Source organism: Paenibacillus konkukensis (genome assembly GCF_023523925.1).
Classification (GTDB): Bacteria; Bacillota; Bacilli; order Paenibacillales; family NBRC-103111; genus Paenibacillus_S; species Paenibacillus_S doosanensis.
On the sequence record NZ_CP027059.1, the window covers coordinates 5,333,363 to 5,350,101 of the forward strand.

At 40.9% G+C, this 16,739-nt stretch carries 7 protein-coding genes; 6 read left to right on the forward strand and 1 reads right to left on the reverse strand.

Features of this window, described 5'->3' with window-relative positions:
• The first annotated feature begins 9 nt into the window (after positions 1-9).
• Positions 10-2,019 carry a C40 family peptidase gene (locus SK3146_RS23370; protein WP_249861025.1) on the forward strand — a complete coding sequence of 670 codons (2,010 nt, stop codon included), beginning with the start codon at positions 10-12 and terminating at the stop codon, positions 2,017-2,019.
• A 410-nt stretch (positions 2,020-2,429) separates the two neighbouring features.
• Here the strand turns inward: SK3146_RS23370 and SK3146_RS23375 are convergent, their stop codons facing one another.
• Positions 2,430-4,595 carry a hypothetical protein gene (locus SK3146_RS23375; RefSeq protein WP_249861026.1) on the reverse strand — a complete coding sequence of 722 codons (2,166 nt, stop codon included), beginning with the start codon at positions 4,593-4,595 and terminating at the stop codon, positions 2,430-2,432.
• 425 nt (positions 4,596-5,020) lie between these two features.
• Here SK3146_RS23375 and SK3146_RS23380 point away from each other — a divergent pair, with 425 nt between their 5' ends.
• From SK3146_RS23380 to SK3146_RS23400, 5 genes are read left to right on the forward strand one after another with little or no spacing between them, the layout of a single operon-like run.
• Complete coding sequence (locus SK3146_RS23380; protein ID WP_227880870.1) at positions 5,021-5,230, forward strand: helix-turn-helix domain-containing protein; 210 nt, start codon at positions 5,021-5,023, stop codon at positions 5,228-5,230.
• A 24-nt stretch (positions 5,231-5,254) separates the two neighbouring features.
• Positions 5,255-5,962 (forward strand): DNA/RNA nuclease SfsA, encoded by a 708-nt coding sequence (locus tag SK3146_RS23385; RefSeq protein ID WP_249861027.1) that lies wholly within the window; start codon positions 5,255-5,257, stop codon positions 5,960-5,962.
• A 40-nt stretch (positions 5,963-6,002) separates the two neighbouring features.
• On the forward strand, positions 6,003-9,542 hold the full coding sequence (locus tag SK3146_RS23390) for a Druantia anti-phage system protein DruA (protein ID WP_249861028.1): 3,540 nt from the start codon (positions 6,003-6,005) through the stop codon (positions 9,540-9,542).
• 17 nt (positions 9,543-9,559) lie between these two features.
• Entirely contained in the window at positions 9,560-11,023 is a 1,464-nt protein-coding gene (locus SK3146_RS23395; RefSeq protein WP_249861029.1) for a hypothetical protein, read from the forward strand.
• Complete coding sequence (locus SK3146_RS23400; RefSeq protein WP_249861030.1) at positions 11,023-15,753, forward strand: FtsK/SpoIIIE domain-containing protein; 4,731 nt, start codon at positions 11,023-11,025, stop codon at positions 15,751-15,753. Before SK3146_RS23395 ends, SK3146_RS23400 begins: the two co-directional genes overlap by 1 nt.
• Positions 15,754-16,739: the final 986 nt, after the last annotated feature.

A 16,739-nucleotide genomic window follows, 5' to 3' on the forward strand; every position in this document is an offset into this window, starting at 1 on the left:
GTGGAATAGATGAAGGATATTAAAACGAGGACTGTTGTGAAAGACATAAAACGTTTGGACAGACTGCCAAACTTGATGGATCGTGTAAAACATTCGAGCGCCCGCACAAAACAGCATAAAGACAATGACAAGACGACTTCACAATCTCCAAATGAATATGCGCAGCACCATTCTGCATCGGCCGTAGATAAAACGGTACGTTTTCAAATTGGAATGAGCGTGGTTGCTAGCAAAAGATTGATAAGGCTCATTCAAAAAAGGCGGACAAAGGCAGAGGGGGACACGGTATCGATGCAGAACCCCGCTGCTATAACTACTAAGCCCTCAGGTACTCATCAATTGCGACTTGCCCGTAGGTTGCATCTTCGTAAGCCAGTAGATGGGAAATATCTCCTGCCAGCTAATCATCAATCAAAAAAACAACGCTTTTTACCGAGCCGGGTCAATGCCCGGCTTTTGCATCCTCCTCGCAAAGATAGCTTTCCTGAACGAATTCTAAATCGGGAAGGTAGAGATCAAGAACCGGCCGGGAAAAAGGGAGTATTTGCCGCCGCGGCAGCTCATTCAGCAAATGTACGCGGGAATAGCCCAAAAGCGCTAACGTCCGAAAGCTTGAGGAAGCGGCATTTCAGGCCACCGTCATCCCGAATCCCCTTCGCAATATCCAAGCAAGCAGGCAATATGATCAAACGTAAAGAACGGAAGTTCAAGACAATATCGCCATTTATTAAAACGGGACAACGGCTAGGGCAGGTTAAAAGTCATTCTGATAATCAAGCGGAAGGAAAAATGAATAGCGCCAGGACAGCGCAGCGGACTGCACAGATGGCGATGACTGCCCGCCGCTCCATTCAAAAGGCACAAGCTGCAGCACGATTAAATCTTCGGATCATTAAAATGGTAGTAAAAGCAGCCGCTTTGCTTGTCAAAGGGGTAACCACGCTTTTGGGGATTAGTAGCACCGTTATTGTATTGCTGTGCATTGTTATGGCTATAGCTGCTGTCATTTCCTCTCCGTTCAGCATCTTTGTTTCCGGTGAAAACACGGATGCGGATGTAAAACCGCTTTCCCGAATCGTTCAAGAGCTGGACATTGAGTATGCCGACCGTCTGGCAGAAATACAGCAGTCCTCTGGCCGTGTAGACCGGGTGGAGTTTCATTACCCCGGTAGCGCGGACAACACGCGAATAGATAATTGGATGGATATTATAGCCGTTTTTTCCGTGAAGACTGTCATGGATACAGAAAACGGAATGGATGTAGCAACACTTGATGCAACAAGGATCGGGATCATCCAATCGGTGTTTTGGGACATGAATCAACTGGAATCCCGTATCGAAACGATCGAACATACGGAAAGTGCTACGGTAGAGCATGAAGATGGAACTACCAGCGAAGAGACGACTACCAGCTATGAACACATTTTGCATATTACCATTTCGAGCAAAACTGCGGAACAACAGGCTGAATCTTATCACTTTACAAATGAACAGATGAACATCATGAAGGAAATGATGTCTGGAGAGTTTCGGCCACTCATGTTTGCCATGCTGGGTAAAGAAACGGATATTGGCTTGACACCGGGGCAGCTTGCGGATATTGGGCAACATTTGCCCGAGGGAGAAATAGGCAGCGAAGTCGTCAAATTGGCGCTAACTCGTTTAGGCGATCCGTACAGTCAACCGAAGGCCGGACAGGATGACTTTACAGATTGTAGCTATCTCGTTCAGTGGGTTTATCGACAACTAAGCATTAACCTGCCACGAACCGCAGCGGAACAAGCAAGATTTTGCGTAGAAAATGGCTTGACAGCTAGCGCGGCAGATTTGGTTCCTGGCGATCTTGTGTTTTGGAGCTACGAGCATAATGGTAGGTTTATGGATATTACTCACGTTGGAATTTATGCGGGGGATGGCAAGGTGGTGGATGCTTCCTCAAGTCGGGGGCAGGTAGTGTATCGCAATTTGTTTGATTCGGACAAGCATGTGTTGTTTGGCAGGCCTGCGGCTCAAGTGTAGCGAATGTATCATGACCAAAGATGTACTCTCGGGGAATGCTCAGAGGTTGCTAATGCAGGGCTATCGAGCATTCCCTTTCTTAAATGCTCCGTTTTAATCTCGCTTCGTTAACATAAGGCTCTTTCAATTCAATTAACATTGAATGAACCAACATGGTAATTACCTTGAAGCCCTCTGCCGGAATGCGAAAGTCGACAATGATATAGCAGACGTCGTATTTCAAAGAAAAAGAAGCACCGTTTTTGATGCTTCTGATTAAGACTTTCGACAAATCAAGCCTACTCAGAATGCAGGCTCTTTTTACGATTGGCAAGTCGATTGACTAGAGTGAACATGTTATCAATTCTTTTAGTGAGGTCTTATTTGTAACAAATAAAGCCGCCCATCTAACTTCGGTGGGCGGCGATACATTAGGCTTGCTTCACGTGATAGTTAAATACAAACATTAGAGCAGCATTCAGAACTTCGACCAACGCAGAAGTCATCTTTTGCACATGCTCTGTTTTATCAGGCATCGCATTTTGCTTATCGGCGTTTTCAATAAATTCATGGTATAGATTGAATTGATTGTCACTTGTTCGAAGAAGTTCATCGGATGCTTTTAAAAACTCTGCGAAACGATCTTTTCCGTATTTCGTAGAGAGAACATTTGCCATGATGTGGCGATACAGTAATACTGCAGCAAACGTTGCTGGATTTGAGTATTGAATGACTCTCTTGCGAAACTCTTCTTTGTCCTCATCTGAAATTTTCCCATTAAATTCTACCGCAGATTCAAGGAGAGCAATAATTAGATCCGGTTTAATAAAGTTTTGAACATTTGTAGGGAAGGTTATAGTGATGTTTTTGCAATTATAAAAATAATTCTCATTAATGTTAGATACCCAACCATGCCCATCTCGAAGATTCCTTACAAGCGTATTCCAACTGTTTCCATGTGGAATTAACCCAGAGTTTTTTGAAATATTAGCAAGAGAAGGATCAATTACTTGTGATTTAACAGATGGTTCACGGAGCCAGAAGCTTCTAAGAACTTTAAACACTTCTGATTTTTGAACTCTGAAGGGAGCGCCCTCGTTTTTCATTACAAACTGAATTCGTGTATTCGAAAGAAGGAAGTCCTTGGCTAATGCACTCAATATCATTGGAACGACTTGTACAGGACTGAATGAAGGATATAAGTATTTACGGTCTAGCTTATCAAGTGGTTTTTTAAACATCACTGGTAATGTTATTGCCGGATTCTTGCGAACCATACTCTCCCGAATAGGTCGCGTAAGTTCCTGATATTTTGCTTCGATTTGTACCGCCATATCCTTTGGATCAATGGTCTCCTCGAGGCCCTCCTCCTCTTTCTCCGCTTCGTCTTTTCTAATAGAATCAGCAAATTCATCTGCTTTAGTACCTATTAGGATAAAGGGTACTTCTTTTCTGTACTGCTCAAGAATCTCAGACAAATGACCGATCATTTTTTTTTGGTTGGGATTATTCACCAATGGAAGAACAACTAAAAGGGCATCATATTGCTTATTATATAGAAAGTTTCTTAGATTCGCTTTTTCTGCCTCGTCGTCTTCGCTGTTGTGATAAAGCCCGCGTGTGTCCTCTAAGGAAAATGCATAATGTCCCTCGAACGTGCCATAGGTTTGCTGTAACTCTTTGTTGACGTGATTATTATTTGTTTCATTTTGAACAAAATTCATTTCAAGTGTTGAATTCATTGGCATATATATCAGGATTTCCTCGCATAGTACCTCAATGGAGAGACGCTTTCCCTTCTGGAGATCATTGTTTGTAAAGAATGCCTTGGCAAACTCGCAGTCCATTTGATGATGATATAGCTCAACAAAGAAGTAGCCATCGTCTGAAACATCACTACTATTAAAGTAGCCAAGGAATTTTTCGCCAAGCAAGAGTTCAAGTTCATTGTACAGTTCATCCAATACCATACGTGTTTCCGTGTTTGCTTGGAGATGAGTTACTGTATTCATCAGAATAAGCTCTCTTAGCTTTCGAGAGTGCTTTTTAATATCTTTATCGTCAGTGTTATTGACGGACTCGTTATAAATCCAACTTGCATTTTCAAGGGCAAAGGGACTCAAGGCTTTTGATAGTTTTTCGACAGTGGCATTTATTATCCCACCATCAATCAGATGATACTGAGCTTCTGTGTTATTTTTTGTAAGAAACTGCTGTGCAATTCGTCGTGTCAGTTCCTCGTCAAGTTGCATCTTCTCCATTTCTCTGATTTTCTTATGATCACGAGAAATCAAGTCTGCGAGTGGCCCTGCCGCTTTATTAACAAAATCATCATAAGGCACGTATGGCTGCTGCGGCTTGACGGCAATAATTATTCGATCCTTCAACGCAGTTGTAAAAATAAATCTTTTTTCTCGAACCGTTCCACTGCCTTCGCCTATTATGTCGTCCAGGAGGGGATGGAACAATGCTGAAGCAAATTGTTTTACTAAAGCCGTCTTGCCAGCTGCCGTCGGCCCAATAGCGAGTAGACTCTTAACATACGGTGCCAGAAGCAACCCCTTTTCATTGACAACGCCGATTTCAGTTTTTTGCATTTTGATACCTCTTCCCACGTTTTTTAAACTGAAAAACCGCCCATACATTTAAAAGTAGGGCGGTAACACGCGTGGAATTAAACTCCTGTATAATTAAAGGATCATACCTCGAAGTTTTTTTCTCATCGTTGGCGCCTCCCCGACTGGTAAGTGACATTTCTGTCACCTACAGCGATGCTGTAGCGGACGATTATTCAATTTCCTCAATTATCCACAAGACAAGGAAAAGTGTCAACCTTAATTTTTCTATTTACAAACAGTGTTTTATAAACAGGACTAAGAGGAGCAAATGAGCTTCTTTTCTTATGATATTTCATATTTAAGTTTGAGATCTCGAAATTATTTATTGTGTACACCTGCATCTAAGCTTATACTTAAGGGAAATGCATTCCTGTGAGATTTTTTATTCTGGAGCTGATAAATAAATGGGCGTTAGCTATAAAAGGCTTTGGAAGCTGCTAATTGATAAGGACATAAAAAAAACTCATTTGAGAGAAATGTCGGGAATTAGTGCAAGCACCTTTGCAAAGCTCGGTCGAAATGAGAACGTAACAACTGATGTTCTTGTTAAGGTATGTCGGGCCTTAAATTGTGATATAGGTGATATCATGGAAGTTACAGATGACGATAACTAATACATATGAAATTAGGAGATTTTAATGAGCAATTTCGTTAGAGGGATTTTCATTGAGGAATGTAAGAATAGATTTTTATGTCTAGTCCAAATAAAAAAAGAAAAGCATCTTTGTTATGTTGCTAGCTCAGCAAGATTATCTAATTTTGTTGATTTAACTGGCAAGCAGGTCTTATTAATAAAGAACAAGGGGTCTAGGACAAGGACAGAATACAGCTTATATGCCGTAAAGAACGAGAACGGTTATGTTGTTCTTAATCTGAGTGCAGCTAACACACTCTTGCTAGAGGTTATTCGTAAAGAATACTCTTCAAATATATCCATCCAAAAAGAAAAATTTACACTTGAGGGCTATAAATCAGATCATTTGGTGGTGTCGGTCCCACCTACAATAGTAGAGGTTAAAAGTATACTTTCAGATAAAGCAGTAGTGAGGTTTCCGTCAGTTAACGGGGAACGCTCAATCAGGCAGCTTAAAGCGCTTGAAGAAGCATTGCTAAAGGGCTACCAGGTGCGCTATTGCTTGGTATTGCTTTCATCTTGTATAGATAATTTAACACTGGATGAGTCCGCCGCGGATTTTAATTCTAGGCTTAAAAAGTGCATTGAGTTAGGCATGAGGTTAGAAGCGTATCGATTGAATGCAACTCGGAAGCTTCGATTTTTTATAGAACGTGACAGTCATCTAGAGAATAGCATTTTGGGAAATGAGGTCTTATTGAATGTTGAATAGAACAATTTCTTTCAGGCCTAAACTCGAGGGTCAGTTCAGAATGAGATTTTATAATGCAGTATCCTTAATTAATGATAATACCTCCATAGCAAATATTGAGCAAATTGTAGACGATGAAGTGTCATGGGTTGAGAATGATTGCTTGGTTAATATGGCCCAAAGAAAAAAGTATCGTGCTGTCTGGTTACTATTTAGAGATTTGATTCGAGCCTCGTGGAAGGCTTGCTTCAGAGAGGGCGTCCTGGAGATGCGCCTTCCCAATTTAGATCAAAATGAAATCCAAGATGCCTCCACTCCTGAAATAAAAAGCTTACTTCGAAGTTGGATGCAAGAGAGTCGACTAGAGCGCCTTCTTTCTTATACGGATTTCATTACCCGAATGGAAGCACCTGCGGCAGGAAAAAAGGATATTTCATGCTTAATAGCTGATGGAAGCTATTTGGCAGATAAGCTTCAGAATGTACTTAATCATAAAATTCCCATTGAGGACGCCGTTAGCCCTTACTTACAGCTCGTAAAAGAAAATGAGAGAGATACGTTTACGGGATTAAAGCTTTCGGACATTTGGAGATATTTTAGGTTAACCTGGTCAACGCCAGCCGAGACTACACCTGGACGTACAATGCAATACCTAATACGAGATGCGGCTCATCCTATGCATGCTGTTATGGGGATAGCGTCACTTGAAAACTGTGCAATGCAAATAACCTGCAGGGATGATGATATTGGCTGGACACCAAAATCCTTTACCAAAAAGCTTAGGAGCTTTAAAGAATTAAAGGATGTTTATAGAGAGTTTGAAAGGCTGCTGTCTTTTTTAGAAGAAGGGATTCAAGGGATCGATTATCAGGATCTGTGCTCGGAAGCAGAAATATTAAATCCTTCTGAGGAAACTGTAAAAGCGTTACAATTTAAAGCAGCTGCAGCTGAGGAGGAGCGTCAGTATTTACTAAAGCTATCCCAGAGTGAGAAACGAAATGAATTAGAAGAAAAAAGTGAATTAGGTAGTATTTCTCGAGAGACTGAGAATGCTTTGTACCTTAGAAAAAGAGCTGAGCAATTATCTAGGCTGCTTCAATCAAAAAAGCAGTTAAACGATCTGGTACTTGGCTCGAATTTCGAGCACATGTGGCTTTCCTTTGCTGAAAGTGAGACTGGCTATTCAGCAATTCGAACTGCATTAATTGCTCAAAAAGGTAAGCATATTGGCTCAAGTATGATGGAGTTAAATATATGCGGTGCAGTCCCCCCGTACAACGAAATTCTGGGAGGCAAGCTAGTAGCCCTTTTGGCTACTTCCCCTCAGGTAATACATGACTATTATAAACGATATGATTTACGAAGGAGTGAGATCGCAAGTCGTCTAAAGGGTGAAGATGTCCGGCGGTCTGCTGAATTAGTCTATGTTGGTACGACATCGCTCTATTATGTTGGGTCTAGTCAATATAATAGATTAAAGGTCCCTAAGGAGATTTTAGAATCGGATTTTGACATCCAGTGGCGTAAGTTAGGTATGACCTATGGCTTTGGAACCATGCATATTAGCAAGGCTACTACTATGAGCTTAACGGAGGCCACGAGTGATATTGGATTTACACGTATCAATCACGTTTTTGGGGAAGGTGCAAGTCCCAAAATGCGTCTAATGAACATGTCGATACGTGAATTACTTGAAACTAATCAAGATGAAGCAAAGGAGCTTTCAAAGCATGCTATGTCACGAATTGTTTATGGAGCTGCACTAGCAAAAAATACTAAGGAATATCTTCTTGGCTTGGAGGAAAAACCAAATTACGGCTTTGACATTGAGGATTACATGTCGGGAACAAAGAAAATTATTAACTATTGGCAGCAGAGGTGGGTTTTAAGTCGTTTGAGGTATTCTCCCATCTTTGATCGGATAAGAGCCTTTGATAAAACTGCCTTCTTAGTCAGTACCGATATAAAAAAACAATCAGATTGGAAATTTGAAAGGCTAAAGGAGGCTTTGATCATGCACTACCCGGAAAATGATCGATCCGTCTTTAATTTCATTAATGGCTTTTACCGCGGCAGCAGTGCATATGCAGATAATATAGATAACCAGTATCTTTCCCAAATACATGTTGTTACCGAGCTTGACGCTGCAATAATAGATGCTGTTTCTTCGGGAAAGGATGTAGTTCTAACTGGTAATCCAGGAGATGGCAAGACTCATATTATTCGTATGCTTTTGCCAGAGCTATCTGGGCTTCCAAGGCCACCAAGGATAGAAATTGATGCCAGTACCTTATCTAATGAAGAGATATTCGAGCATTGGAGTGAAGCGAAGCAATCAGGTGTTCCTTTCGTTATTGCGATAAATGCAGCCGTTCTGTTTTCTCTCTCTCTTGAATATGCAGATTTTAGGCCAATTGCCGAAGCAAAAGCGCAGATGATTAATTCTACTGTTTTTCATAATGAAAGCTTTGAATTTAAAGAGTCCATTGTATTTGATCTTAGTAAACGTGAGGCTCTATCGCCAAGTATTGTTAAGCGAGTCATTGATAATTTGACAAATAAAAGCAACTTTGAAGGCTGTGGTGTTTGCCAGTTTACCTCGTCCTGCGAGGTGTTAAGAAATGCAGAGCTTTTAAAAAATACATTATTCCAGGACAGACTCTCAATAATTTTAACTAGAGTTGCACTTCAAGGCCATCATGCTACTTTACGAGAGCTGTTTGGATTTGTTTCGTATCTTCTGTTTGGCAATCGGACTTGTGAAAAAATGCATGCTACCTTCGGTGAAAATGAATTTGATTTGGTAAATCTGATCTACAGCGGTAAGGGAGCCCTATTTGATGCGGTTCGTCAGTCCTTTGATCCTGCTCGAGTCTCCCATCCTATTTGGGATGAAAGGCTGCTTCAAAATAGTATAGATAAAGAGACCTGGGTAGAAGGGGTAATAATCTCGTCTGAAGCGATTGATGTTAATAATGTCGAATTATTCAAATTGAGAAAACGGCAGTTCTACTTCTTTAATACACACGGTGAGGCACTATTAAGCATTAGCGACGACGACGTATCAAAATTCCAAGCTTTTTTAGCACAGGATAATAAGAGAATTATTAAAGAACTGATAAGAAAATTAAATGCTTTTTTTGGACTTGCTAAGCCAGGAACAGAATTGGAGATCTGGTTGGGTCATCGCTTTAATAACTCTTCTCGTCGCATTCTTGTCTCCTTAGGTAGGCTTTCGGGTTCGCAGTTCTGCATTGGTCGCCCGCAGCTCAACTCGCTTATGAGCCAAGGAATTGAAATGACACAAAACTATTTAAGACTTGAAAAGCTAAATGCACCATCGATTTATTTAAAAATTGATTTCTCTTTATACTGCTTGCTATTAGAAGCAGAGAGAGGGGTACCTGTTCTATTTATGGAAAATGACAACGTAAAAAAGGTTTGGCGGTTTATAGAACAGCTACAAACAAACGATAGGCTTAAAGAAGAGGACGAGATTGCAGTTACCCTTCTTGATGTCCAAGGAAAAAAAGAAATTAACGTTACGATTGATAGGGACAGTAGAAAATATCTGTCCATTCAGAGCGGTGGCAAGCATTAATAGGGGGCCGATCATAAATGGAAAAGCTTTATCTAAAGAAGCTAAGAGATACTGTGGACAAGAGATTTGTTGGGTTCAAACCAAATGGGTCTAGTGTAAAGCCTGTCCATATTTTTAGCGGAGCAACCCGTGTTATATATGGGAAATCTGCAGATACCAGTGGAATTAAAAAGCTCTCTTATGTGGCAAACGCTAAGGGAAAAACGCCGGCGGCAAATACTCCTGAGAAGGTGCTTAGTTTTCTAAAGGAAATAGATGCTATTGAGGATGAGGACATTCGGATTGACGAATTAACCTCCTTTAGAAATATACTTCAAAAGCTACTATCCGCTGATGACGGAGTTTTTTCAGGGACCGATGATAGCATGGTTTCATATAGCGCTGGCTCGAGATACTTTATTACTCGCTTTGCAATGTATGAAGATGCGGGAGAATTCATAGGTGGACTTATTAAAGAGTACTGTCCCGAGTTGTCCTTATATATTTCTAAATTGCTTGAGGACAACGATGATCCAATTACAGTTCTTTTTACGCCGGTACTAATTGATGAGCCAGATCGGTTGTATGCGGAGAGCAGACATGTAGATATCGAGGCCTTTGCTCAACAGTCTGATGCATTAAAAAAATTTTTGAAGGAGCTAAGGGTGTCGGGGGAGTGTCTTCTAGCACATTTTCAACAACACTCTAATTCTCTCACGCAACTCAGGCTTTTTAATTTTTTCTGTATATATAATCTCGTTCGCTATTTGTCGCTTCTCGAAGCATTTTATTGCGGGGAAAGTATCCGACCATTCCTACTGGACTTTTCAGATGATAGTCAATCAAGTATTGCTCGTGCTTCTGTCATGTCATATACGCAGGTTCATCGTTCTATATCAAGATTCTATGCTTGGGGATATGCACAGGAATTGAAGGCATTTAGCAAGGAGGAGTTGCTGTCTTCAGAAACTCCTGAGTATGAGCCTAATAAAAAGTCAAAGGCTGATGAAAAGGAGCTAGCCCGTATTTGGGAGTTGGCTAAGAGTGATGCTGCATTGGTTGACGAGGATGAGGCTAGACTAATATTTGGTACTACTATATACGATATGCTGGCCTTGCAGGCCTCCTCTCACCCGGTAAATTACCTTAGAGCAATAGGTATTTTGTCAGGAATTTTGTATCCACCGACTAATTTTCATGTTAACAAACGATTTGCTCTTTCTCAGGATGTACTTGAGATGGTAGTTAGAGCTTGTGTGGCTCCTTCTGAAACACTTTCCGGTGCTGAACTGAGGGAGCGACTGTGGGAACGTATGGGCGTTTTAATCGGAGGAAGTGATTTTGAAATGAGAAAGCTGCACGAATCTGGTAGTATTCTTCAAGCAGATTCGGACTCCTTGAATCATAATTTTGATCGTTTTGCGGACACCCTTGAAGCAATGAATTTTGCAGAAATAATGGCTGATGGGATATTACAGATTAGACTGGGAGGGACTGCCTAATGAAAGCCAAGCAGGAGCTATTAATAGAACTGCTAATAAATAGACTCTCCGAGACGAAGGTTGGCATATTAGTAAAAGGTATTAACGATATTGTCCCTGATGCAATAGCTGCAGCCGTTGCCGCGGCGCTTAACAAAAAGTTATTCGTATCGGCAGTTGGCTATGAAAATATAGTAGAAATAGAAGCCAACGATCTGGTTGTGGCAACAAGAATAGAAAAGGCTGTTATGTGGAGAAGTGAACCTGAAAAGGCGGGGGCAATTATCACCTTCGTAAGGACAGACAGTGATAAACTGCACTCCCTAGCAGAATTCGACCTTGTTTCAACTCGTGACCTTTCGAAGCACCTGCTTGAGAGTTGTATCGGGCAGGAAACCAATACACCGACAATTAATTTTTGGAGGGCATTGCTGGATACCTCCTCTTATTACTCTTATGAAACACTCTATGATTTTGTTGAAGCTGTTTCTGCTGAATCAGATTTAAATGCTGCCATTCCCAAGAATATGTGGGTATTAGGTCTTTTATGTGACTATGATATTTTAAGTACGAGTATTAAGCCTGCAGATCGGCTCCAGCGAAACAGAGAACTGATTGTTGCGATTGGCCAAATGAGCGAGGAGTCGAGAAAAAAACTGAGTCGTTCCTTAGTCAAGGCTACCAAGGATGATAAGGAAAATCTCCAAACGGCATATAAGCATCTACAGAACTTTTATAAGTACGGTCGTAAGGACACCCTGGGCCAATTAAGCTTTGAAATTGTACAAAAGCTTTTTGCAGCAACAAAATCAGAAAATAAGATTATGGATAACTCTGAGGGAGATAACTCTCCTAGGGAGGAAAGCAATTCTCCTATTATTAATGGCAAAGAACTTGAAGGCTTAATTACAAATACAATTGTAACGCCCACCGAAGAAGAGCTTGAGGATCTAACGGAGCTTTTTGGCGAGCTCAAGAAGCATTTTGATGAAAATCCCGATGAGGGCAAAAGCTCGTATACTAGTATAGGGGGGATTTTCGAGGATCGAAAAATTGTTTTCGAGGCGCATAACACTGCATTGCGAAAGCTTGTCGGAATGGCCTGCAATGAAGCTAATTGGGGAGGGATCCTCGAAACCTCTGAAATTGTTTTACGAGATGTTGTGGCTTCAGAGGCTGAAAGCTTTATTCCCTTTGTTCCAAATAGCATTGATACGAGGACCAGCTTTGATAATTCCTCGCTCTTCTCTTTTATGTCTAGATTTGATGATCAGTTCTCCGAGAAGAAGCTGGAATCGGCAGAGCCCTTTATGCCAATTATTAATACGATAATAGAATCGAGAAAGGTCCTTCTTGATCACATTGATTTAATTATGTATTATCCGGTTTTGTCTTTTGGTGTGGACCTCGCTCTTCAAGAAGCCTTGAAAAAATATGTAGAGGGCTGGGCCAGCTTACTTCGTGCCTATTGTAATAATGAGCTTTCAATGCATGAAATTAGTCAAAAGGGAAGTAACTTTGTAGCTAGAGCCCTTTTGCTGCTAGATGTGCTGTATATAAAAACGCCAGTAGAATGGAAGGGAATGCTCATGCCCCTGCATCCTCTCTACTTGTGGAGATATTATGAGGTATTTAAGGAACTAACTAATAACAGGGAGCAAATGAGTGAGGAGGATGCTAAGAATTTAACAGAGGTTTTCTCATCATTGCCTCAGATAATGAATTTTTTGGTAGTAGATAAGATGATAACAAACTCTGTTAGCACCGAATTACCTTGCTCTGGAAGCATTGAAATGCTTCCGACCTTTGAAAACAAAACAAATCGTTATCTAGGTTATGACGGCACACAAGCTGTTGAAGAAATACTGTCGCGTTGGGTTGCCTTTGCCCCTTACACAAAAAGCGAAGTTAGAATATGTACAGTTGATGCTCCTGATTTGCCAAGTATCTTAAAGTCATTAAAATTGTTTATTGACAATAATGGCTGCGAGCGAATTGTATATTTCGCTTATCTAACACGAAATCAAAATGGTAATAGTGAGCTTGCCAAGCTCGACTACTCATCCAAAGATTATGAAATTGGGAATTTGATTAAAAGTGGTAGAATTTCAATTAGTATTAAAAATGTAGCTTCGTCAAATGATGTGAAGCAGGAGCTGCAAAAAAAGCCGGTGCATCTTGCCTTCTATTTCGACCAAGCTGCCTATTCAATCGAATATGGCCCGAGTACAAAAAGTCTTTATATTAATCCGTTAGTTGTAACCTATGATTATGAATTTGATGATATAACCCATAGAGGAGACATTTTCCCTTCCTCTGATATGGATTCGGGCTTGATCGGAGACTATCATAAGGTAATGCGTCATGCCGAAATTGTAACAGCCAATAGAAATCCAAGGCCTACCTATAATCCAGATGCGGACATCAGCAGTGTCGTTTCTACTATTGAGAATGGGGAGACACAGTGGTTAATTGCTGCGGACAGAACTACTAATAATTACTTGCCGCGCAATACAATTCCGATTGGAGAAAAGCAATACGGTAGAAGAATGGTAAGTATTTGGGCTGCCAAGGATTCCAGAATTATTGGTCAGTACCTTAATCTTTTGCGACAATATAATCTTTATCCAGATAAAGAGGTTTTAAACAAAATTCTTTCTCAGTTTGGTCATATTTCATCTGAGGGATTAATCAGCATCCCACGCTCTGGAGCTGACGCCCAAGCAATTATTAATAGGAAAAAAGGGCTTATAGGTACAGTTTTTGCTGCCGCGTGGTATACAAAAAAATATCCAAATTCGTTGGTGGCTTCATTGGATACACCAGATGCACGTCTTTGGTTAAATGATAGCAGTATTGGAAATGAACGAGCTGATCTTATTGGCTTGCGCTATGACGAAAGTACTAATTCATTATATGTTCAGCCTATCGAGGTGAAAACAAGGGATGACTCACCAGATGCGAGGCTTTCCGTCGATGAACACACAGGTGCTAAGCTAATAACAGGACATGCAGCGGACCAGATTGCTTCAGTTGTCGGAATGCTGAAAGAAATTTTTAATTTGGTCGAAACAGAAACTCTTAACATGTTTGTAGCTGCCCGGAGAGAGGTTCTTAAGTACCAGGTAGTTTCTGAGTGCTTTAGACATGTTCATGATAGTAAATGGCAAAAGCAATGGAGTCAGGTACTGAAAAAAGCCTTTAGTACGGGGAAAACAAGTAATATAAACATTTTTGTGTCAGGTATGCTTCTCCATATTAAGCTCAGTGAATCAAATGGTGGGAAAACCGTACATGCCCTACACCCAGAGTTTGATGATTGCCCAGTTGAATTTGTTGAACTTACTGCCAAGGAGATTCAAGCAGAAATTTTCGGTGGTCCATCCTCGGTTACTAATTCAGCAAAGGAAATTGATTTTGACGAAACTTCGGAGGACACTCCTGAGCCAGAGATCGAAATTGATAACGATGTCTTAGGAGAGGATGAGACAAATGAAATTGTCCAACAGTCTCCAGAAGTAGCTTCAATTGAATACAGTCAGCCACCAAATGAAGTTGTTGGAATAAATGAGGCGGCTGCTTCAAAGGAATATAATGAACTAACAACTACGAAAAAAGAGGAAATTGCCTTAAACGCTTCTGTAGATATGGTCTCTAAGGAGGAGATCGAGCAGCTTGCTCGAGATTTCACAAGATCATGCTCTGATTATCATATAAATTTAAAAGAGTGTGATCCAAGTAAGGCAGTAGTGGGTCCGAGTATAATCAGACTTTACTTCAAGCTTTCCAGAGGGCAGAGTCTGCAGGCAGTTGAAAATCATTTAGAGGATATAGGGCGTGAAATGAAACGAACAGGAATTTTAATTCAAGTAATCCATAATTCTGATGAGATTATATTGGATATTCCGCGCCTTCAAAGAGAGCAAGTACTTTATTCAGAGGTTATAAAAAAGCTTCCTGTGACAACATCACCTGAGAAACTGTATTTTCCAATTGGAAGAACTCCTGATGGAAGAGATATTATAAAGGATTTGGGGGAAATGCCTCATATTCTAATTGGCGGAAGCACGGGATCTGGCAAAACAGTGTTTTTATTCACGATGCTTGCATCGCTTATAAAAACTCATCCGACTGAGAAAGAACTGCAATTGGTGCTTTCCTCCTCAGGCTTAGAGGATTTTGTTCATTTTGAGGGGATACCGCACCTTGTGGGAGGAAAAATCATTTCAGATGCCCAAGAGGCAACCGAGGTAATTAAAAATGTAGTATATACGGAGTTTGAAAGAAGAGAAAAGCTTCTTTCTGATGCCAGAGTGGCAAATATTATTCAATACAATCAGAAATTTGAGGAAAAGCTGGCTCCAATGGTTGTTGTTATTGATGAATTCGCTGACTTATCTGACCAACTTGAAAAGAAAAAGGATAAGGAGGCCTTCTTCACACCAGTAAAGCGTATCGCACAAATTGGAAGAAAAAGAGGCATCCATTTAGTACTGTGTACACAACGCCCAGCAGCCAATCTGGTACCTACCAATATTAAGTCGCAGTTGAATGGAAGACTCGCACTGAGAGTGAATGATGCGAATTCATCACGTATGATACTTGAAGAAGCAGGTGCACAGCATTTGCAAAAGCACGGTGATTTAATTTATAAAAATAGCTCAGAGATTGAACGTGCACAAGGATATTATATTTCAATTGAAGAACTTGATGAAATAGTAAGCCAGGTTGTCTCAACTTCAAAAACTTAGTGCTTGACGGGTATTATCAGAATGATGTCCTTGATTGGTAATCAGGGATATCATTCTTTTCTTTTAATAAAAGGTGGTTTCTGGCGATCTTATTTTGGAGCTGCGAGCAAAATGGTAGGTTAATGAATAGTACCCACGTTGGAGTTATGACATTATGCGGGATTTGTCCACGTTTTCGAGACGCTTTGTGGCACTAGGTAAAGGTGATGGGTAATGCCATAGCCCATGATTTTATAAGGCTTTTCGCGGTCTTTTGGTTCTCCTAAAGGGACATGCTTTCCGCCTGCTTCCCTTTAGCGCGAAAGCTTCGATTTCCAGCATCGATACAGTACCGTAAACTAAGAAATCGGCTCGATCCTAGTAATCTCTCGCAAACTTTTGGTATAATATTCGAGTACAACAGACTTGGGTGGGGAAGTATCGCCTCCAGAGTGGAGGTGATGCTCATGCAATTTTCGTTGACAGAAGTGATCATGCTAGGCATGTTTTTGCTGGCCTTGCTCACATATCTGAAAAAACGAAAATAACCCGCCCAGGTTAGCGCCAAGGGAACGGGTTATTTTCTCTAACTTCTTTGGAGGTTTCCCACCCAAAATGTTGTGCAGGGAGTCGGATGGCCGTCCGGCTCCTTTTTCTATCCTAATCATAACACGACTATTTCATTCATGCAATTTACCTTTCGTCGTAATCCATCCATTTTCCATCGATATTGCCCCCCCTCCCCCTTAATGCAGAAAGCAACAGTCATCCTTCGTAAAACTGACGATGCCCCTCGACTTCAAACCCTACTGCCTTGTTCCAATAAATAATTTATTGTCAGAGAGTCCGATTTTACATGAAAAATGAAATGGATAGTAGAGGGAGAAGTTTCGTTGCCCTCCTTGCACCTTGAAAATTTCATACGTTCTAATCCGGTACATTCCCCGCACACCTATATATAGGTAAGCCAATTTGCAGGTGCGCCATGACCACTTTGCCTATTCTTT